This window comes from Arthrobacter sp. zg-Y1219 (genome assembly GCF_030125545.1).
Lineage (GTDB): Bacteria > Actinomycetota > Actinomycetes > Actinomycetales > Micrococcaceae > Arthrobacter_B.
Genome location: NZ_JASKLY010000003.1, coordinates 56,887 through 77,012, shown reverse-complemented (window position 1 = coordinate 77,012; position 20,126 = coordinate 56,887). Strand labels below are relative to the sequence as shown.

At 65.4% G+C, this 20,126-nt stretch carries 16 protein-coding genes; 8 read left to right on the top strand and 8 right to left on the bottom strand.

Going from position 1 to position 20,126, the window contains the following annotated elements:
* Positions 1-12: 12 nt before the first annotated feature.
* Positions 13-1,410: a glutamate decarboxylase gene (gene gad / locus QNO00_RS01545; protein WP_284023402.1), complete on the bottom strand. Its 1,398-nt coding sequence runs from the start codon at positions 1,408-1,410 to the stop codon at positions 13-15.
* A gap of 350 nt (positions 1,411-1,760) precedes the next feature.
* On the opposite strand from gad, the gene QNO00_RS01540 reads away from it, so the two are divergent.
* The 4 genes from QNO00_RS01540 to QNO00_RS01525 all read left to right on the top strand — a co-directional run bounded on the left by QNO00_RS01540 (position 1,761) and on the right by QNO00_RS01525 (position 6,009).
* Positions 1,761-2,171 (top strand): Hsp20/alpha crystallin family protein, encoded by a 411-nt coding sequence (locus QNO00_RS01540; protein ID WP_284023401.1) that lies wholly within the window; start codon positions 1,761-1,763, stop codon positions 2,169-2,171.
* A 55-nt stretch (positions 2,172-2,226) separates the two neighbouring features.
* Positions 2,227-4,239, top strand: a complete 2,013-nt coding sequence (locus QNO00_RS01535; RefSeq protein ID WP_284023400.1) for an MFS transporter — start codon at positions 2,227-2,229, stop codon at positions 4,237-4,239.
* A 307-nt stretch (positions 4,240-4,546) separates the two neighbouring features.
* The gene (locus tag QNO00_RS01530) at positions 4,547-5,770 is read left to right on the top strand and encodes an inorganic phosphate transporter (protein ID WP_284015811.1); all 1,224 of its coding nucleotides are present in this window, start codon (positions 4,547-4,549) and stop codon (positions 5,768-5,770) included.
* A complete protein-coding gene (locus QNO00_RS01525; protein WP_349643459.1) occupies positions 5,767-6,009 on the top strand; it encodes a hypothetical protein in 243 nt (80 codons plus the stop codon). The genes QNO00_RS01530 and QNO00_RS01525 overlap by 4 nt, the downstream gene beginning before the upstream one ends.
* A gap of 156 nt (positions 6,010-6,165) precedes the next feature.
* Here the strand turns inward: QNO00_RS01525 and QNO00_RS01520 are convergent, their stop codons facing one another.
* On the bottom strand, positions 6,166-7,245 hold the full coding sequence (locus QNO00_RS01520) for an alkene reductase (RefSeq protein ID WP_284023399.1): 1,080 nt from the start codon (positions 7,243-7,245) through the stop codon (positions 6,166-6,168).
* Positions 7,246-7,456: 211 nt separating this feature from the next.
* Between QNO00_RS01520 and QNO00_RS01515 the strand changes: the two genes are divergently transcribed.
* Positions 7,457-8,002 carry a dihydrofolate reductase family protein gene (locus tag QNO00_RS01515; protein WP_229965683.1) on the top strand — a complete coding sequence of 182 codons (546 nt, stop codon included), beginning with the start codon at positions 7,457-7,459 and terminating at the stop codon, positions 8,000-8,002.
* 93 nt (positions 8,003-8,095) lie between these two features.
* On the opposite strand, the gene QNO00_RS01510 is transcribed toward QNO00_RS01515, so the two are convergent.
* The gene (locus tag QNO00_RS01510; RefSeq protein ID WP_229965684.1) at positions 8,096-8,584 is read right to left on the bottom strand and encodes a hotdog fold thioesterase; all 489 of its coding nucleotides are present in this window, start codon (positions 8,582-8,584) and stop codon (positions 8,096-8,098) included.
* Between the two features lie 19 nt (positions 8,585-8,603).
* Between QNO00_RS01510 and polA the strand changes: the two genes are divergently transcribed.
* The 3 genes from polA (at position 8,604) to rpsA (ending at position 14,431) form a co-directional block, all read left to right on the top strand.
* Positions 8,604-11,384: a DNA polymerase I gene (gene polA / locus QNO00_RS01505; protein WP_284023398.1), complete on the top strand. Its 2,781-nt coding sequence runs from the start codon at positions 8,604-8,606 to the stop codon at positions 11,382-11,384.
* A 33-nt stretch (positions 11,385-11,417) separates the two neighbouring features.
* Positions 11,418-12,728 (top strand): GNAT family N-acetyltransferase, encoded by a 1,311-nt coding sequence (locus QNO00_RS01500; RefSeq protein WP_284023396.1) that lies wholly within the window; start codon positions 11,418-11,420, stop codon positions 12,726-12,728.
* Between the two features lie 230 nt (positions 12,729-12,958).
* Positions 12,959-14,431: a 30S ribosomal protein S1 gene (gene rpsA / locus QNO00_RS01495; protein ID WP_229965686.1), complete on the top strand. Its 1,473-nt coding sequence runs from the start codon at positions 12,959-12,961 to the stop codon at positions 14,429-14,431.
* A gap of 144 nt (positions 14,432-14,575) precedes the next feature.
* Here the strand turns inward: rpsA and QNO00_RS01490 are convergent, their stop codons facing one another.
* The 5 genes from QNO00_RS01490 to QNO00_RS01470 form a co-directional block, all read right to left on the bottom strand.
* The gene (locus tag QNO00_RS01490; RefSeq protein ID WP_284023394.1) at positions 14,576-15,682 is read right to left on the bottom strand and encodes a Gfo/Idh/MocA family protein; all 1,107 of its coding nucleotides are present in this window, start codon (positions 15,680-15,682) and stop codon (positions 14,576-14,578) included.
* A gap of 12 nt (positions 15,683-15,694) precedes the next feature.
* Positions 15,695-16,669 carry a LacI family DNA-binding transcriptional regulator gene (locus tag QNO00_RS01485; RefSeq protein WP_231712691.1) on the bottom strand — a complete coding sequence of 325 codons (975 nt, stop codon included), beginning with the start codon at positions 16,667-16,669 and terminating at the stop codon, positions 15,695-15,697.
* Positions 16,670-16,772: 103 nt separating this feature from the next.
* Complete coding sequence (locus tag QNO00_RS01480) at positions 16,773-18,200, bottom strand: GH1 family beta-glucosidase (RefSeq protein ID WP_284023392.1); 1,428 nt, start codon at positions 18,198-18,200, stop codon at positions 16,773-16,775.
* Complete coding sequence (locus tag QNO00_RS01475) at positions 18,200-19,117, bottom strand: carbohydrate ABC transporter permease (protein WP_229965690.1); 918 nt, start codon at positions 19,115-19,117, stop codon at positions 18,200-18,202. Before QNO00_RS01475 ends, QNO00_RS01480 begins: the two co-directional genes overlap by 1 nt.
* Positions 19,114-20,097, bottom strand: coding sequence for a carbohydrate ABC transporter permease (locus tag QNO00_RS01470; RefSeq protein ID WP_284023391.1), 984 nt, complete (start codon positions 20,095-20,097; stop codon positions 19,114-19,116). The genes QNO00_RS01475 and QNO00_RS01470 overlap by 4 nt, the downstream gene beginning before the upstream one ends.
* Positions 20,098-20,126: the final 29 nt, after the last annotated feature.

The following is a 20,126-nucleotide window of genomic DNA, read 5'->3' as shown; positions in this document are numbered from 1 at the left end:
CACCTCCTCGGATTAGTGGTGGAAGCCGGGATGTGAGGCTTCCTGCGGCATTGGCGCCTCAAGCCGGTCGAGGTATTCGGTTTCCGTCCTGATGTCCTCCAGAAGGCTGTGGGCAAGATCCATGCTGAGGCCATTGCGGACCACGATCCGTTCCACCGTCAGGTGTTCCAGATTGGCGGGCATGGGGTAGGCGGGCACCAGCCAGCCCTTGGCACGCAGCCGGTCGGCCAAGTCGTACAGGGTCCATTTGTCGGTGTGGCCCTCCTTGAGCTGCCACGCGAAGACCGGAATGTCGGAGCCGTCATTCCAAAGATTGAAGGCTCCGATGTCGTTAATGCCCGAGGACAGGTACAGTGCCACGTTCTGGCTTGCCTGCTGGACCTGCGCGTAGCCTTCCCGGCCAAGCCGGAGGAACAGGTAAAACTGCAGGACAACCTGCGCACCGGGACGCGAAAAGTTCAACGCGAAGGTGGGCATGTCGCCGCCAAGGTAGCTCACGTAGAAAATCAGGTCCTCCGGCAGCCATTGGCGCTCGCGCCACACCACCCACCCCAGTCCGGGATACACCAGCCCGTATTTGTGCCCGGACGTGCTGATCGAGTGCACCCGGTCTATCGAAAAGTCCCACTCCAGCTCCGGCTGGATGAACGGAGCGATCATCCCGCCCGAGGCGGCGTCAACATGGATGTTGATGTCCAATCCGGTGGAGGCCTGGATCTCGTCGAGCTTCGCGGCGATCTGTTTCACCGGCTCGTACATGCCGGTGTAGGTGACGCCCATGATGGCCACCACGCCGATCGTGTTTTCGTCCACATAGTTCTCCAACTCGAACCCGTCCAAGCACTTGTGCTCTTCACTGATGGGAACGAGCCGCACTTCGACGTCGAAATAGTTGCAGAACTTCTCCCAGCAGACCTGGACCGCCGAGCTCATGACCAGATTGGGTTTGTCCGTCGGTTTGCCGTCAGCCTTGCGGGCGTTCTGCCAGAGCCGTTTCAGCGCCAGGCCGCCGAGCATGCAGGCCTCCGACGAGCCGACCGTCGACGTGCCGATCGTTCCCTCGGGATCCGGAGCGTGCCACAGGTCCGCGAGGATCTTCCAGCAGTTTTGCTCGATCTGGGCGGTCTGCGGGTACTCGTCCTTGTCGATCATGTTCTTGTCGTACGTCTCGGCGTACAGCCTGTTGGCGTGGTCGTCCATCCAGGTGGTGACGAAGGTTGCCAGGTTCAGGCGGGCATTTCCATCCAGCATTGTTTCGTCGTGGACAATTTGATACGCCGTTTCCGGGATCATCGATCCGGCGGCAAGCTTGGTCTTGGGTGCGTTGGTTTCCTCGCCCGGTCGGGCGAAAAGCGGATTCACACTCAGGGAATCGATGTTGGAGAAGTTACTGTCTGGATGCTGCGGCATGATTTTGACCTTTCATCGGCGGTGTCAAAAACCGACACCGGGCCGTTGGAAACGGGGGTCAGGGAGTCCCTCATGTGGCTGCGCGCACCCAAAACTATACGGGCGGCAAAACGGCGTTACTAGGCTCCGGGCGCCATACCGGGCTCAGGGACAAAAACCATGCCGGTTCCGGCAGCGCGGGCCGCCGGAGCGCTCCCAACCGTTGAGGCCGGGACGGTCCCCGCGTACTGTGTGAACGATCAACTGAGCGTGACCGAGAAACACAGCGTGACCCACAAATGTGAGCCCCAAAGCCCGGCACCGCAGTGCCGCTGAGCACCTGAGCCGGGCCAATCCGCGAGGAGATACCCATGGCTGGACTTGCGCGGCGTGACCGGTTCGAACTGCCCGAACCCGTCCGCAAATTCTTTGAAGGTGATTGGGATGTGCCGGCGTTCCCGGTGGAGGAGTACCGGGACGCAGGGTTCATGGTGGTGAAGGCCGAGCTGCCCAACATTGACCCTGATAAGGACCTGGATGTGTCAGTGAGCGACGGCATCCTCCACATCAAGGGTGAGCGGCGCGAGGGCACCGAACACAAGGACAAGAACGGCTACCGCAGCGAGTTCCGCTACGGCTCCTTTACCCGCGACATTCCGCTGCCGGCGGGATCCAGCCAGGACAACGTCACCGCTTCCTACAACGACGGCGTCCTTGAAGTCCGGGTCCCGGTGCCCGAGGTGGGGTCCTCCTCCACGAAGGTGCCGATCTCCCGGCGCTGACGGCCGAAGACCGACGGCCGAGGATTGAGGGCACCGGATGACTGAGGCCGGCCCCATGACTGAGGGCACCGGCTCCGGCGCTGTGCGCCGCCGCCAATATCCGGACTGGGTGGTCATAGCCACCCTGGCGAGCGGCGGCGTCGTCGTTTCCCTGGAGAAAACCGCCGTGGTTCCGCTGCTGCCGGAGTATCCGCGGATCTTCGGCGCCAGCAGCGACGATGTGTCCTGGATGGTGACGATCACCCTGCTGAGCGCTGCTGTGGCCACCCCGATCGTCTCGCGGCTGGCGGACATGTTCGGGAAGCGGCGGATGCTGCTGATCGCCATGGTGATGATGGTGGCGGGTTCGTTTGCCGCGTCGATTGGCGGAACCTTCTTCTGGGCCCTGGTGGGCCGCGGACTGCAGGGCTTTGCCGGAGCGGTGATCCCGGTGGGCATCAGCATCCTGCGCGACGCGCTGCCGCAGCGAAAAATTGCCGGGGCAGTCTCGCTGATGAGCGCCAGCTTCGGCATAGGCAGCGCACTGGGGCTGCCCATGGCCGGACTGATCTACGAACGCCTGGGCTGGCGGGCCACCTTCTGGGTCGTCGGCGTTATCGGTGCCGCGCTGATCGCCGCCATCGTTGTGGTCGTCCCGGAATCCCGGGTGCGCGCGCCCGGCCGCTTCGACTATGAGGGTGCCCTGGTGCTCTCCGGAGCAATGACGGCGCTGCTGCTGGCAATCAGCAAGGGCGGGGTCTGGGGTTGGGGGAGTTATCCCATCCTGGGACTGTTCGCTGCTGCCGCCGTGCTCCTGGCAGTCTGGTTTCCCCTGGAACTGCGCAAGGGGGACCCGCTGGTGGACCTGCGCACCTCGGCCCTGCCACCCGTGCTGCTGACCAACGTCGCCGCCGTCCTGGTCGGCTTCTCGATGTATGCCAACATGCTCGTCACCACCCAGCAGCTCCAGCTGTCCCGGGAGACCGGGTTCGGTTTCGGGCTGAGCGTACTGGTCGCCGGGCTGACGATGATCCCCGCGGGCCTGGCCATGGTGGCGGCAGCGCCGGTGTCCGCCCGCCTCACCAATACCTTCGGCGCGAAAGTAACCCTGGTGGCCGGCTGCGCCGTGATGGCCGCCGGGTACCTGTCCCGGGTGCTGCTGGTGCACTCGGTCACGGGCATCATTCTTGGCGCGGTCATAGTTTCAGTGGGAACGGCAATGGCGATGGCGGCCATGCCGACCATCATCATGAGCAATGTGCCGCTCACCGACACTGCCGCGGCGAACGGGGTAAACACCCTGCTCCGCTCCGTCGGCACCTCGACCTGCAGCGCCGCCGTTGCCTCCATCCTGGCGTCCCTCACCATCCAGGTGGGGGGAGCGGTCTTCCCCGGCATGGATGCCTTCCGCACCATCTTTGTCCTGGCCGGCTTTGCGGCCCTGGCAGCCACCGGCGTTTCCTGCCTCATTCCCCGCTCCAGGCGCAGGGAAGCAACGCATCCGCGGCTGCATGCGGCGCCAGGCGAGCCCCGGCCCGCCCCTGCGGACAGGAAGGGCGAGATCATGATCACCGGAACCATGCTCGCCGACGACGGCCGCACGCCCGTCCCGGGGGGCCTGGTCACGGTTCTGGACAGGGGCGGAGTGCCGGTGGACTGGGACCGGGGCGACGACGGCGGACGCTACGCCGTCGTACTCCCCGGAGACGGCCGCTACGTGCTGGTGGCAACGCAGCAGCAATGGCGCCCGGTTTCGGAGGCCGTCACGTTTTCCGGTGCACCCGGCAGCCATGACATCCGCTTTCCCGGGCGGCTTATGCTGACGGGACAGGTGCGGCACGGCCGGCGAGCGGTTGCCGGCGCCCTGGTGATCCTGGTCCAGCCCGCCGGGGAAAACCACGGTGCGGCGCGGTCGGATCGCCAGGGCAGATATGAGCTTCCGCTGCCCCGCCCCGGGACCTACATCCTCACGGTCGTGGAGCCCGACGGCGTCACCACCCACACCCGCCGCGTCATCCTGCCCGCCCCCAACACCGTGATAGACGTGGAACTCGGCGGCAAGCCGCCCCCCACGGGCCTGCGCATCTGAGGATCTGCCCCTCCGGGGATCAACGCATCAGCGGATCGACCGAGACCAAGCGCACACTCCTGCCTTTGGTGCCTGAATGGTTCAGCACATAGGATCAATCTGGCGCGAAATGGGTGCGCTTTCCGGCGGTTGATCCCCGGATCCCTCATCCCGCTGGTTTGGCGCTCCCTTTGTACAACTGTTCAACATTTCCGATGAACCGGAAGCACACTTGCTGCGCTGCCGTCTGCCGGCTTGAAGCCGCGGAGGCAGCTGCCCTGTGCGGACGGAACTCCTTTTTCCTTTTGTCTTTTAGTTAGGGTACGTGGTGGATCTCACCCTCATGGTGGCGCTGGTGATCGCGCTCGCATTATTCTTCGACTTCACCAACGGCTTTCACGACACAGCCAACGCAATGGCAACCCCCATTGCCACAGGTGCGATCAAGCCGAAGACGGCTGTTGCTCTGGCAGCAGTCCTGAACCTGGTGGGCGCTTTCCTGTCCACCGAAGTCGCAAAGACCATTTCCGGCGGAATCATCCGGGAGGGCGAAGGCGGCATCCAGATCACGCCGGTGATGATCTTCGCCGGCCTGCTCGGTGCCGTTATCTGGAACCTGATTACCTGGCTTCTCGGGCTGCCCAGCAGCTCCTCGCACGCCCTGTTCGGCGGCCTGATCGGAGCCGCCATTGTCGGCGCCGGTTTCGGTTCGGTGGACTACTCGGTGCTGATGTCCAAGGTCATCCTGCCGGCCTTCATTGCGCCGGCCATCGCGCTGACCGTGGCATTGCTGGCGACCAAGCTGGCGTATGCCATCACCCGGCGGCACGATGCGGACTCCGGCGACAAGCTGCCCCGCAAGCGCGGCGGGTTCCGTTACGCGCAGATCTTCTCATCCTCCCTGGTGGCGCTGGCTCACGGCACCAACGATGCGCAGAAGACCATGGGCGTCATCACCCTGGTGCTGATCTCCGGCGGCTTCCAGACCGTGGGCTCCGGGCCGGTGTTCTGGGTTGTTGCAGCCTGCGCCGTCGCGATCGCTGCCGGCACGTACGCCGGCGGCTGGCGCATCATCCGGACCATGGGCACCGGCCTGACGGACGTCAAGCCGGCCCAGGGATTCGCGGCCGAGACCAGTACGGCCGCAGCCATCCTGACCTCGACGCACCTCGGCATGGCCCTGTCGACAACGCAGGTTGCCTCGGGTTCGGTAATCGGTTCCGGTTTGGGCCGCAAGGGCGCTGAGGTCCGCTGGAGCACGGCACGCCGGATCGCCGGCGGCTGGTTCCTGACCCTTCCCGCTGCGGGCATCATGGGCGCCGCGGCGGCCCTGCTCGCCAGCACCGGGCCGGTCGGCGTGGCCATTGACGGAGTCCTCGGCCTGGCGGTCATGCTCTTCATCTACTACCGGTCCCGCCAGAACCGGGTCGGTCACGACAACGCCGTGAGCGACATCGACAATGCCGGCGGCGCCGTCCGCATCAACAAGCGCAAGGCCCGGTCCCAGGGCATTGCATCTGCCCGCACCAAGGTCAAGGAAACGTCAAAATGAGCATCAACTGGGTTGCTTACCTCATCGTCGCCGGCATTACGCTGCTGGCCACGCTCGTCGTCGTCGGGCTGTATTCCACCGGCGTCCGGCTCTACGCGGTTGCCTCCGACCGCAACCCGGGTCCGGAAGCCACCAACCGGCTGATGCTGGTCAAAGTCGGCGCCTACGCCTGCTTCACGGTGTGCGCAGCAGCGGTGCTGTTCGGCATCTACCTGATTGTGCCCGCGCTCCACGGTTGAATCTCGCTCCACAGTTGAATCTGCAGAGCTGACTCCAGCCCTGCACATCCCGTAGGACATCCAAAAGCCCGGCGACAAGCGGCCAGTAACGGCCGCCGTCGTCGGGCTTTTGCGTGCCTGCCGCCGGCCCGGAATGCCGGCGGCAAGCGGCGCGTGCTACGAAGCTTCTGCGTACTCCGCGTAGTCCGTGTAGCCGGCGGCACCGTGCGAGTAGAAGGTGGAAGGATCCGGGGTGTTCAGCGGCAGGTCTTCCTCCCAGCGGCGCACCAGGTCCGGATTGGCAATTACGGGGCGGCCGACGACGACGCCGTCGCCCAGGTTGTCTTCCATGATCGATAGGGCTTCCTCACGCGTGGTGATGACACCGAAGCCCGAGTTCAGCAGCACCGGGCCGCCGAACTGGCTGCGCAGCTCCTGCACAAGGATGTCTGACGGGTCCCGGTGCAGGATGCTGAGGAACGCCGGCTTCAGCGGTGCGATTCCGGCCAGGAGAGCGGTGTATGTCGCCAGAACGTCGGCCGGATTGGTTTCCAGCACGCCCTGGATGTTGTTCTCCGGGGAGATGCGGATGCCGGTCCGGTCAGCGCCGATGGCGTCGGCCACTGCGCGGTACGCCTCGATCACGAAGCGCGCCCGGTTCTCGGGTGAGCCGCCGTAACCATCGGTGCGCTGGTTGGAATCCGGGGAGAGGAACTCGTGCAGCAGGTAACCGTTGGCACTGTGCAGTTCAACGCCGTCGAACCCTGCCGTGATCGCCGCACGGGACGCGGCGACGAATTCGTCGATGATGTCCGGCAGTTCAGCCGTGGTGAGCGCGTGCGGGACCGGGTAGGCCTGCTTGCCCTCGTAGGTGTGGGTCAGGCCGTCGATCGCAATGGCGCTGGGGGCCACGACCCTGCGGCCGCCGTTGAGGCCCTGATGGGTCACCCGGCCGGCATGCATCACCTGGGCGACGATTCGGCCGCCGGCAGCGTGGACCGCGTCGGTGACGTTCTTCCAGCCGGCGATCTGCTCTTCAGTGACCAGCCCGGGCTGCCAAGTGAATCCCTGTCCTTCGTAGGACGTGTAGGTGCCCTCGCTGACGATCAGGCCCATCGAGGCGCGCTGGCTGTAGTGTTCCGCCATCAGCGCGGTCGGGACGCCGTGGCGGCCGCTCCGTGTCCGGGTCAGCGGTGCCATGATCAGGCGGTTGGGCAGTTCTAGGCAGCCAACAGTGAGCGGGGAAAAGAGGTTCAAGGAGGAAGTTCTTTCTGTAGAGCGCGTCCGGTGCGTTCCTGCCGGCACCGGACGCAGGCGTTCATGCATCCACTTGGCCTAACCGGGTGAACGTCCTGAGTATTCCGCAGGCGCTGGGAGGGCGGGGGCGCCGGGGCGGATCTTGGGCATTACCGGGTGCCGGGTGGGACTGCCGGTGTTTTTCCCGCACTGCCGGGCTAGCATGAGCGGCATGGTCAGGACTGTCTACTATGTTGCAGCGTCGATGGACGGTTATATTGCCGACGCGGACAACTCGCAGGAATGGCACCGTGACTTCTCCGGTGCCGAAGGCCAGGACACGCACTTTCGGGAATTCCTCGACCGTGTTGGGGCGCTGGTGATGGGTGCTGGCACCTATGGTTCCTTCCAAGCAGCCGGTCCTGAATCGTGGGCGTTCGGCCGCACTCCGACATGGGTCTTCACCCACCACGAATTTCCCGGTATTGCCGGTGCCGACATTACCTTTGTGCGCGGCGACGTCGCGGAATTCCACCCGGATATTGTTGACGACGCCGGTGACAGGGACATCTGGGTGGTCGGCGGAGGGAATCTTGCCGGCCAACTCATGGATCAGGGGCTGGTGGACGAAATGGTCCTCACCGTGATTCCTGTCGCCCTGGGCAGCGGGCGGCCGCTGATGCCGGTAACGAAAGCCACGGAACCGGCGGCTCTTGTGGCATCCCATGCCCTGGGGCAGGGCCTGATGCAGCTGCACTATGACTTCGGCCGGCGGTGACTGGAGATGCCGGGGGACTTGGGCTGGCGGTGACTTCACCCTCAGCTGTAGAACGCTGGAGCCTCAGCTGCAGTCAGCCGCCCCGGCAGGAAGTCAGCGGACGTCGCGGATCATGTTGGTCATCCGGGCCGTGCTCAGCCGGCGTCCCTGCTCATCGGTCATGACAATCTCATGCGTCACCAGGGTCTGCCCGCGGTGGATGGCCGTGGCAGTTCCCGTCACTGTGCCGGAGGCAATGGAACGATGGTGGGTCGCGCCGATTTCAATTCCGAGGGCCTGCCGGGACGGTCCGGCATGGATGGCGGCACCAAAGGAGCCCAGCGTTTCGGCCAGCACCAGATGGGCTCCGCCGTGAAGGATGCCGGCTACCTGCTCGTTGCCCTCCACCGGCATCGTCGCCACAATGCGTTCCGCGGACATTTCGGTGAAACGGATGCCCAGCTTCACCACCAAGCGGCCGACGCCGTGGGAGCTCAGCCAGCTGTGCATCTCCGGCGGGATCCCCGCAGCATTCAATTCGTCGGTGTAGTCCGCAGTGGTCTCGGACTGGGCGCCGTTGCCCGGCGTGAAATTGTCGCTCATGCCAACTAGGCTTACATCTGTGAGTGAATCTACCAAACTGGCCGATAATCAAGCAGAAATCCCTGCCGAAACCGTACTCGAGGGGGCCGTGGAGCCGGCGCCCGAAGGTCTCGGAACCGCTACGGCGGGAGGACACAACCGGCTGCTGGTCATCGACGGCCATTCAATGGCGTTCCGCGCCTTCTACGCCCTTCCGGCCGAAAACTTTTCCACGGACACCGGCCAGCACACCAACGCCGTGTACGGATTCACCTCCATGCTGATCAACCTCATCAAGGAGGAGAAGCCAACCCATCTAGCGGTTGCCTTCGACCTTGACACCCCCACTTTCCGGTCCGAGGAGTACACGGAGTACAAGGGAGGGCGCAACAAGACCCCCGAGGAATTCCACGGGCAGATCGACCTCATCATCAAGGTGATGGAAGCCATGCGCATCCCCACGCTCTCCCTGGACGGTTACGAGGCCGACGACATCCTGGCGACGCTGGCCGAGAAGGCCTCAGCCCGGAACTGGGACGTCATGATCGTCTCCGGAGACCGGGACGCCTTCCAGCTTGTTGATGACCGGGTCACCGTCTTCTACCCCAAGAAGGGTGTCTCCGACCTGCCGCGCATGGACGCAGTGGCGGTCGAAGCGAAGTACCTGGTGCCGCCGGACAAGTATTCGGACCTGGCCGCCCTGGTCGGTGAAACCGCCGACAACCTTCCCGGCGTCCCGGGCGTCGGACCCAAGACCGCCGCCAAGTGGATCAAGCAGTACGGCGGCCTCGAGGGCATCCTGGAGAACCTGGACAGCATCAAGGGCAAGGTCGGCGACTCGCTGCGCGCCAACATCGAGGACGTCAAGCGCAACCGCCGCCTGAACCGCCTGCTGCGGGACCTGGACCTGCCGGTGGACCTGGACGCCATGTCAGCGCGCCGTCCGGACCGCGAAGCCATCGAGGAACTCTTCGACGCCCTGCAGTTCAACGCGCTCCGCAAGCGGCTGTTCGATGTTTACGGCGAGGAGGAGACGGCCTCCACCGGCAACGAGCTGACGCCGCCGGAACATGTCGTCATCACCGAGGCGGCAGCGCTGAAGGACTGGATCGCCTCCACCAACCAGGCCAAGACCGCCGTGCAGCTGGTCACCGAGGGCGCAGCGGCGGGGCGCGACGTCGTCGGGCTGGCCCTGGTGACCAACACCGTTGCCGCGTATGTGCCGCTGACCGAGATCGACGCCGAAACGGAGCAGGTGCTCGCCGGGTGGCTGGCGGACCTGGATGCCCCGAAGGTGGTGCATGACTTCAAGGAGGCGTACAAGGCGCTCGCCGCACGCGGCCTGCACCTGGCCGGCGAGGTCGACGACACCGCTGTGTCGGGCTACCTGATCCAGCCGGACCGGCGCAGCTACGACCTCCCGGACCTGAGCCAGCACCACCTGCGGATGTCGCTGGCACCCGCGGCCGCAGCCAGCAACCAGCTGCAGCTCCAGCTCGAGGAAGAAGACGTTGCCTCGCCCGCGGTGCTGGAGGCCTTCGCCGCCCTGCAGCTCAGCGACCACTTTGCCGGGCAGCTGGTCGAGCGAGGCGCCAACCAGCTCCTGGGTGGCCTCGAGCTGCCGCTGTCCGAGGTCCTGGCCGAAATGGAACTGGCCGGCATCGCGGTGGACACCAACAAGCTGGACCGGCTGCTTGACGACTTCAGCACCACCATCGCCAATGCCAGCAGTGAAGCCTTCAGCATCATCGGCAAGGAAATCAACCTCGGCTCGCCCAAGCAGCTGCAGGTGGTCCTCTTTGACGAACTGAGCCTGCCCAAGACCAAGAAAATCAAGACCGGCTACTCCACCGACGCAGACGCGCTCGCAGACCTGATCGTCAAGACCGGGGGACATCCCTTCCTCGCCCACCTGATGGCCTACCGTGACGCCACCAAGCTGCGGCAGACCGTGGAGGGCCTGCGCAAAGCAGTGTCCGAGGACGGCCGCGTGCACACCACCTACGTCCAGACGGCCGCGGCCACCGGCCGGTTGTCCTCCACGAACCCCAACCTGCAGAACATCCCGATCCGTTCCGAAGAGGGCCGGCGCATCCGGGAAGTGTTCACCGTGGGCGAGGGCTACGAAACCCTGCTGACGGCCGACTACTCCCAGGTGGAAATGCGCATCATGGCGCACCTCTCCGGCGACGAAGGCCTCATCTCCGCGTTCCGGGCGGGCGAGGACCTGCACCGGTTCGTCGGCGCGCACATCTTCGGTGTTCCGCCAGAGGACGTCACCAGTGCCATGCGGTCCAAGGTCAAGGCCATGTCCTACGGCCTGGTCTATGGCCTGAGCTCCTTCGGCCTGTCCAAGCAGCTGGCCATTCCGGTGGACGAGGCCCGCACCCTGATGCGCGACTACTTCGACCGGTTCGGTGCGGTGCGCGACTACCTGCGCGGCGTCGTCGAGCAGGCCCGCAAGGACGGTTTCACCTCCACCATCGAAGGCCGCCGCCGCTACCTGCCGGACCTCTCCAGCGACAACCGGCAGCTGCGCGAAATGGCCGAGCGCGCGGCCCTGAACGCTCCGATCCAGGGTTCCGCCGCCGACATCATCAAAAAGGCGATGCTGGGCGTGGACGCCGAGCTGAAGGCGCAGGGCCTGAAATCCCGCATGCTGCTGCAGGTCCATGATGAACTGGTGCTCGAAGTCGCCTCCGGGGAACAGGACGCGGTGGAAAAGCTGGTGCGCGAACAGATGGCCTCCGCCGCTGACCTGTCGGTTCCCCTGGACGTCTCGGTCGGCATCGGCGTCAGCTGGCACGAGGCCGGCCACTAAGCGAGTATTCAGCCGCGCGAAACAGGGGGAAACATGCAGCAGGAAGCCGGCCTGCGGTCCGCATCGTTTGCGCCGGGATACGACGGCGCCGATCCCGCCGTCGATGCCCGGACCGCCAACTGGCTCGACGCCGTCAAGCTCGGGTTCCACGAGCAGCGCGCCGATCCGGCGCGCCTGCCGGCGCTGGTGGACGCCTATCAGCGGGACGGCCGCACGCTCACGGCTGTCTATGACGACCTGGCGCCCGAAGCCGCCTGGGATCCGGCCGTTCCGGTGGCCACCTACGCCACCATGGTCAACACCCTGAACGTGGGCGGCGGGCGGCTGGTTCCGGCCCACCTGGTCACCGCGGTGACGGTGCGCCCCACGCACCGGCGCCGCGGCATCCTGCGCCGGATGATCACCGCCGACCTCACGGGTGCCCGGAAAGCCGGGTTGGCGCTGGCGGCGCTGACGGCGTCGGAGGCGACCATCTACGGCCGCTTCGGTTTTGGCGCTGCCACCTCCACGGCGGAAACCATGGTCGACACCCGGGGCGGCTTGGAGTTCACGGCACCGCCCAGCGGCAGCGTCGCAGTGGCGGACAGTGCCAAGCTGAAGTTCCTGGCACCGGAAATCTACCGGGCCCATCTTGCAGGCACCCTTGGGGCCCTGGGCCGCCAGCACGGCTACTGGATGCGGGCCTCCGGCACCTGGAGCGAGGAAGGCTCCGAACCGGACAAGGCCCTGCGCGGGGTCATCCGTTACAACACCGACGGCGTTCCCGACGGCTACGCCGCGTACAAGTCCCAGGGCTGGGGGACCGAACCGCACACGGTGAAGGTCACCGACCTGATTGCCGCGACGGACGAGGCATACCGCGAACTGTGGCGCTACCTCGGCTCCCTCGATCTGGTGGACCGCCTGACCTTCAACCATGCGCCGGTGGCCGATCCGCTGCCCTGGATGCTCGCTGACCGCCGCCGGTACCGGGTCGCCGGCGTTGATGACGTCCTGTGGCTGCGGATCCTAAACACCCAGGCTGCCCTGGAAGCGCGCCATTACTCGGGCAGCGGCGCCATCGTCCTCACCGTAAAGGACTCGCTGGGCCTGGCCGGCGGCAGCTGGCATCTGCAGGCCGACGGCGGAACGGGAACCGCCGCTGCACTGGACGGAGGGCCGGCGCCGTCGGGCACTGCGGCCGTGGAAATCGACGTCGACGCCCTGGGATCCCTGTATCTGGGCGGTGTAAGCGCGCGGACACTGGCGGCTGCGGGGGGAATACGCGGCAGCCGGGACGCGTTGGAGATCCTTGATGCCCTGTTCTCTGCGGGTGCCGCACCCTACTGCAGTACCCATTTCTGACCGGGCTCCGGATTACTTCCCTCAAAGTGTCCCGGGTGCTTTGACCTGAGTTGCGCCCAGCCGCTAGACTGATCTGGCGCGTAATTGCGCGATGAGTAAGCAATTGATTATCCCATTTGTCCATCTCCGGACACACAAGCACTGTCTGAGGCAGGCCGCTACGGCTGCACTGAGTTCGGTGGGAGCGCTTCCGGAATACAAAACAACTTCCACATCGGAGTCCCAACTACATGACCATCACCACCACCGAGAAGTCCGGTACCCCGCAGGTCGCTATCAACGACATCGGTACTGCCGAGGACTTCCTCGCCGCCATTGACGCAACGATCAAGTACTTCAACGACGGCGATCTCGTCGAAGGTACCGTCGTCAAGGTTGACCGCGACGAGGTCCTGCTCGACATCGGTTACAAGACCGAGGGTGTCATCCCTTCCCGTGAGCTTTCCATCAAGCACGACGTTGATCCCGGAGACGTAGTTTCCGTCGGCGATCTGGTCGAAGCTTTGGTTCTCACCAAGGAAGACAAAGAAGGCCGCCTGATTCTCTCCAAGAAGCGCGCACAGTACGAGCGCGCCTGGGGCGACATCGAGAAGGTCAAGGAAGAAGACGGCGTCGTTACCGGTACCGTCATCGAGGTTGTCAAGGGTGGTCTCATCCTGGACATCGGCCTGCGCGGCTTCCTGCCGGCCTCCCTCGTCGAGATGCGTCGTGTCCGCGACCTGGCTCCGTACATCGGCCAGCAGATCGAAGCCAAGATCATCGAACTGGACAAGAACCGCAACAACGTTGTTCTGTCCCGCCGTGCCTGGCTCGAGCAGACGCAGTCCGAGGTTCGCTCCACGTTCCTCAACAAGCTGGAAAAGGGCCAGGTTCGTCCGGGCGTTGTTTCCTCCATCGTCAACTTCGGTGCATTCGTGGACCTTGGCGGCGTAGACGGTCTCGTCCACGTTTCCGAGCTCTCCTGGAAGCACATCGACCACCCCTCCGAGGTCGTTGAAGTTGGCCAGGAAGTCACCGTTGAGGTTCTGGAAGTTGACCTCGACCGCGAGCGTGTCTCCCTGTCGCTGAAGGCTACGCAGGAAGATCCGTGGCAGACCTTCGCCCGCACCCACGCCCTGGGCCAGGTTGTGCCGGGTAAGGTCACCAAGCTGGTTCCGTTCGGTGCGTTCGTTCGCGTCGAAGACGGCATCGAAGGCCTGGTCCACATCTCCGAGCTGGCAGTCCGCCACGTAGAGCTGGCCGAGCAGGTTGTCTCCGTTGGTGACGAACTGTTCGTCAAGGTCATCGACATCGACCTCGAGCGTCGCCGCATCTCCCTGTCGCTCAAGCAGGCCAACGAGGGCGTCGACCCCGAGGGCACCGAGTTCGACCCGGCTCTGTACGGCATGGCCGCAGAGTACGACGAAGCCGGCAACTACAAGTACCCGGAGGGCTTCGACCCCGAGTCCAACGAATGGCTCGAAGGCTACGAGACCCAGCGCGCCGCTTGGGAGCAGCAGTACGCTGACGCCCAGGCTCGTTGGGAGTCCCACAAGAAGCAGGTTGCACAGCACGCTTCTGAGGACATCGCAGCTGCTTCGGACACGTCCGAGTCCGCCTCCACGAGCTACTCCTCCGAGCCGGCCGTTGCTGAGACGGGTGCCGGCACGCTGGCTTCCGACGAAGCACTTGCCGCTCTGCGCGAGAAGCTCACGGGCAACTAATTTCCCCTGGTTGAACTAACCGGTTGAAATAGCTCATCAAAGCGGGCCCCCACTTCGGTGGGGGCCCGCTTTGTCGCATCCGCATCCGCATCCTTCATACTTCGGCAGGAGGCGTCAGGGGACCTTGCGTCCCCAACGCTGCCTTCAGGCGCGGGAATCGTTGGCGTAGCGCAGGCCCAGCTGGGTGCGCACGCCGTCGAGTAGTTCCAGGGTCCGCAGGGTGTCGGCCAGCGGCATGGTCGGGCTCTCCGTGAAGCCCTGCTGGATGCAGCGCGTCACCTCCCGCAGCTGATACGCGTAACCGGCACCAACGTGGTCGAAGGTCTCGACGCGCGCGCCGTCCGGGCCGTGCACGTGCAGCTCCTGCGGGTTGGGAATATCGCCGCCCCCGGTGCGGAGCCAGCCGGCACTGCAGCTGATCGTGGCGCTTCCCGGCCCCGAAGCGGCAAGCGAGGACGTCAGCTGGGCGTGGCGTCCGTCGTCGTACCGCAGGGTCAGGGCGTTCTGGATGTCCACGCCGCTCTGGTTGAGGACGCCCGAGGCGGTGACGCCGTCGGGGAATCCCAGGGCTCCCATCGCCCAGGTCAGGGTGTAGACGGACAGGTCCAGCAGGGCTCCGCCGCCGGCGGCCGGATCCCACAGCCGGCTGGCAGGATCCTCCGGCGCGGGAAAGCCGAGATCCGCCTGCACCCAGGCCGGAGTGCCGAGTTCGCCGGAAGCGAGGATGTCCCAGGCCCGGTTGGCGCTGGGCAGGAACCGGGTCCACAGCGCTTCCATCAGGAACAGGTTGCGTTCCCGGGCGAGCGTGACGAGCTCCGCCGCCTCCGCGGCGTTCACCGTGAACGGCTTCTCGCACAGCACGTGCTTGCCGTGCTCCAGGGCGCTCTTCGTGACCTCGTAGTGCTGGGCGTGCGGCGTGGCCACGTAGACGACGTCGACCGCCGGGTCGGCGAACATGGCCTCGAACCCGCTCGCGCCGTCCGTGCCGTCGGAATTCGTGCCGTCCGAATACGAGGCGGCGAATCCGAAGCGCTCGGCGAAGTCCGCCGCCTTCACGGCGCTGCGTGAGCTGACCGCGTGCAGGACGGAGTCCTCGAGCAGGGCGATATCGGCAGTGACCGTGGCGGCAATGCCGCCGGTGGCCACCACCGCCCAGTTCAGGGGGCGGCCGGTCGCGGCCAGGGGAGAGGGTGCACCGGCGGCGGCGCCGGGCGGACGGACAAAGTGCCGGGGCGCGGCGGAAAGAGACATGCGGGGAGCTCCTTAGGCGGATTCTCGAACGACCAGGGACGTGGGCAGCCGGTGAACGCGTTCCGCCGGGCGGCCTTCGATCAGCTCAACCAGCAGCTCGGCCATTTTCTCGCCCAGGGCGGCAATCGGATGATGGATGGTGGTCAGCGCCGGGCTGAGGCTGGTGGCGTAGAAGTCGTCATCAAAGCCGACGACGGCGATGTCCTCCGGAATGCGCAGCCCGCGTTCCTTGATGGCCGAGTAGGCACCGGCGGCCATCTGGTCGTTGGCGGCAAAGAGACCGTCCAGGGGTTTGCCGCGGTCCAGCAGCCGGCGCATGGCCGCGGCACCGGACGTCACGGTGAAGTCGCCGGTTTCCACCAGCGCATCATCGAGGCCGGCCTGCTGCAGGGCCGTGCGCCAGCCGGCGAGCCGGTCCACGCCCGGCGGCATGTCCTGCGGGCCGGCGATGGTGGCGATGTTTCGCCGGCCGGCCCGGATCAGGTGCGTTGTGGCGTCAAACGCTCCTTCCTCGTTGTCGACCTCCACAAAATAGCTGTCCGCCAGGCCCATCAGGGGGCGCCCGGCAAAGACCAGGGGCAGGGACGCGTTCAGATCCGACCAGGAGTGGTCGCCGCTGTGGTGGGACACCACGAGCACGCCGTCCACGTTGCCGCCCAGCAGGTAGCGGCGGGTCTTTTCCGGGTTCGCTTCCGACGAGGTGACCATGTTCAGCATGTACTCGGTGGTGTTCAGGTACCTGGCGACGCCTTCCACCACGGTGGCAAAAAACGGATCCGCAAAGACCTTGGAGGTGGATTCCGGAACCAGCAGCGTTACTGTGTTGGTCCGCCGGCTGGCCAGGGTCCGGGCCGCCCGGTTCGGCACGTAGTTCAGGGTCCGGACGGCCTTTTCCACGGAACTGGCCAGATGCGGGTCCACTGACGCCGCGCCGTTGACCACGCGGGAGACAGTGGCCCGGGACACGCCGGCCAGGGCCGCCACCATCTCAAGCGTGGGGGCGGGCCTGGCGGAGCCGGATTCGGTGCTCACTGTGTTCTTCCTGCGTGGTTGGACCGGGACTGCGGCTGGCTTTCCACTGTACCGTCACTCACACAGCGGGCGCCGCTGCACGGCTGGCTGCGATCAGCCGGCTGTACGCATGGCCGCTGTCCTTGACGGTCCGTTTCTGGGTGTCGTAGTCGACGCGGACAATCCCGAAACGCTTGCTGTAGCCCCAGGACCATTCGAAGTTGTCCAGCAGTGACCAGACGAAGTAGCCGCGGACATCAGCCCCGGCGTCGATGGCCCGGCCGACGGCGTCGATGTGGTCGAGGATGAACTGCGTGCGCTCGGGATCGGGAACGCTCCCATCGGCGGCGACGACGTCGTTGTACGCGGCGCCGTTTTCGGTGATGTACAGCGGCGGCAGCGCCGGATACTCCTCACCCAGGCGGACCAGCAGCTTGCGCAGGCCGTCGGGATTGACCTCCCAGTCCATGGCGGTGCGGGGGAGGCCCCGGCTCGGGAAAGCGATCTGGTCGGCGCCGATCCAGGGTGAGGCCGACGGGCGCCCCGACCCGCCGGAGTGGCCGTCCGCCCCGGAGGTGTCAGGATGGCCGCTGATCAGGTCGTCGTGGTAGTGGTTCACGCCCAGGAAGTCGATCGGCGCCGCGATGATTTCCAAGTCTCCGGGACGGATGACCTCGCCCAGCCCAAACGGTTCCAGGTCCGCCAGCGTGTCCTGCGGATAGGCGCCCCGGAGGATGGGGTCGAGGAAGATGCGGTTCTGCAGGGAATCGAAGAGGCGGGCAGCTTCCAGGTCCGCGGGATCGGCGGGATCCCGCGGAATGGAGTTGCTCAGGTTCAGGGTGATGCCGAGCTGCTGGGCTCCCCGGCTGCGCAGCTCGGTGACAGCCAGGCCGTGGGCCAGATGCTGGTGGTGAACGGCGGCAATGGCAGCCCGGGGTTCCTGCCGGCCGGGTGCGTGCACGCCGGAGCCGTATCCGAGCAGCGACGAGCAGAACGGTTCGTTGAACGTGGTCCAGTGCTGCACCCGGTCGCCCAGGGCGGAATAGACATCGTTGGCGTAGTCAACGAACCGGTGCGCGGTGTCGCGGTTGGCCCAGCCGCCGGCCTCTTCCAGGGCCTGCGGCAGGTCCCAGTGGTAGAGCGTCAGCCAGGGCAGGATGCCGGCTTCAAGGAGCTCATCCACCAGCCGCGAGTAGAAGTCCAGCCCCTTGGCGTTGGCGCTGCGGCCGCCGGGCCGGACCCGGGCCCAGCTCGTGGAGAAGCGGTAGGAGTCCAGCCCCAGCTCCTTCATCAGGGCCACGTCCGCCGGCATCCGGTGGTAGTGGTCCACTGCCGTTGCGGGGGTGTCGCCGTTGAGGATGTTGCCGGGAGTGCGCGCAAAGGCATCCCAGACCGATTCCTCCTTGCCGTCCTCCGCCGCCGCACCTTCGACCTGGGCGGCTGCGGTCGCCGATCCCCAGATAAAGCCGGCCGGCCAGTTGGTCTCCACCGAAGAATTGATAGTCATTAGCCCTTCACTGCTCCCTGCATAATTCCGGAAATAAGTTGTTTGCCTGCCACTACAAAGAGAATCAGCAGGGGAATGGTCGCCATGACGGCGCCGGTGAGGACCACCGAGTAGTCCACGTAGCGGTCCGACTGCAGCTGGCTCAGCGCCGTCTGCAGCGTGGGATTGCCCGTGCCGAGGACCAGCAGCGGCCACATAAAGTCGGTCCACGCCATCATGAACGTGAAGAGGCTCAGAATGGCCATCGCCGGCTTGGCGGCCGGGAGCGCCACATGCCAAAAGGTCCTGATCATGTTGGCGCCGTCCATGCGCGCCGATTCGATCAGTTCGTCGGGGATCACGTCCACCAGGTACTGGCGCATGAAGAAGACGCCGAAGGCCGTGACCAGGCTGGGCACGATCACCGCTCCGATTTCACCGGTCCAGCCAAGCTTCTGCATCACCATGAACAGCGGAATGATGCCGAGCTGGGTGGGGATGGCCATGGTGGCGATCACCGCGACCATCAGGACGCCGCGGCCCCTGAACGGCAGTTTGGCGAAGGCGTACCCGGCGAGCGTGGAAAAGACGACGACGGAAACGGTGATGGTGCCGGAAATGAGGAAGCTGTTGCCCAGTGCCTTCCAGAACGGCACGGTGTCGAACACCTCACCGACGTTGATCCAGAAGTTTCCGCCCGGCAACAGGGGCGGCCAGTTCGTGCCGAGGGCTTCGTTGGAACGGGAACCGACGACGGCGGACCACCACAGCGGGTAGGCCGAGCCGGCCAGGAAGGCCAGCAGGATGCCGTAGGCGAGGAAGCCGGGTCGGCGGTTGTTGCCGAAGAACCTGCCGGTCCGGCGGCCGCCGGCGGGCTTTCCGGAGCCGGAGGTGATGCCCGTTCCGGGGACGGCTCGGGCTTTTTGCAGGACGCTCATCGCGTGCTCCTAACCCGGCGGGGCTTGGCATCCGCCGTGGCGATTTTTTTGGAGATCAGGAAGTTGACGACGCCAACCAGCACAATGATCAGGAACAGGATCCACGCGATGGCCGATGCTTTTCCGAAGTTCTGCCGCTGGAATGCCATCTCCCAGAGGTAGAGCACAGTGGTCTGGAACTGGCGCTGGCTGCCGCCCGCGGTTACCGAGTCGAAGAGCCGGGGCTCAGCGAAGATCTGCAGTCCGCCGATCGTGGAGGTGATGACCACGAAGATCATTGTCGGCCGGATGCTGGGCAGGGTGATGCTGAAGAACCGCCGGAACGGGCCGGCGCCGTCGATGGCGGCGGACTCGTAGATGTCGCGGGGAACCGCCTGCATGGCGGCCAGCAGGATCAGGGCGTTGTAGCCGGTCCAGCGCCAGTTGACCATCGTCGCGATGGCAAAGTGGCTGGGCAGGGTTTCGGTCTTCCAGAGGATCGGCTCGATTCCCAGGTTGCCGAGGATGTTGTTGATCAGCCCGTACTGCTCACCGAACATGCTGGTGAAGATCAGGGCCACCGCCACCGGGGTCACCACGTAGGGGAGGAGCACGCTCATGCGCCAGAAGGTTTTGGCCCGCAGGTTCTGGTCCAGGACGGCGGCCAGGAACAAGGCGACGGCGAGCTGGGGAATGGCGGAGAGCAGGAAGATGCTGAAGGTGTTGAAGAGTGAGTTCCAGAAGTACCGATCGGTCATCACGGCAGTGAAGTTCTGCAGTCCGATGAAATCACCCTGTCCCTTGAGCAGATGCCAGTCATGCAGGGAGACGTAAAAGGTGAAGAGCAGCGGGAACAGCCCCACGACGGCGAACACGATGAAGAACGGGGAGATGTAGAGGTAGGGGGAAGCTTTGACGTCCCAGACGTTCAGGCGCTGCCGGAACGTTGGCTGGGGCTTGGCCGGCGGCGTCGCCTGCGGACGGTTAATGGTGGTGGTCATGGGGTTCTCGCGCTCCCTAAGGGGGTCCC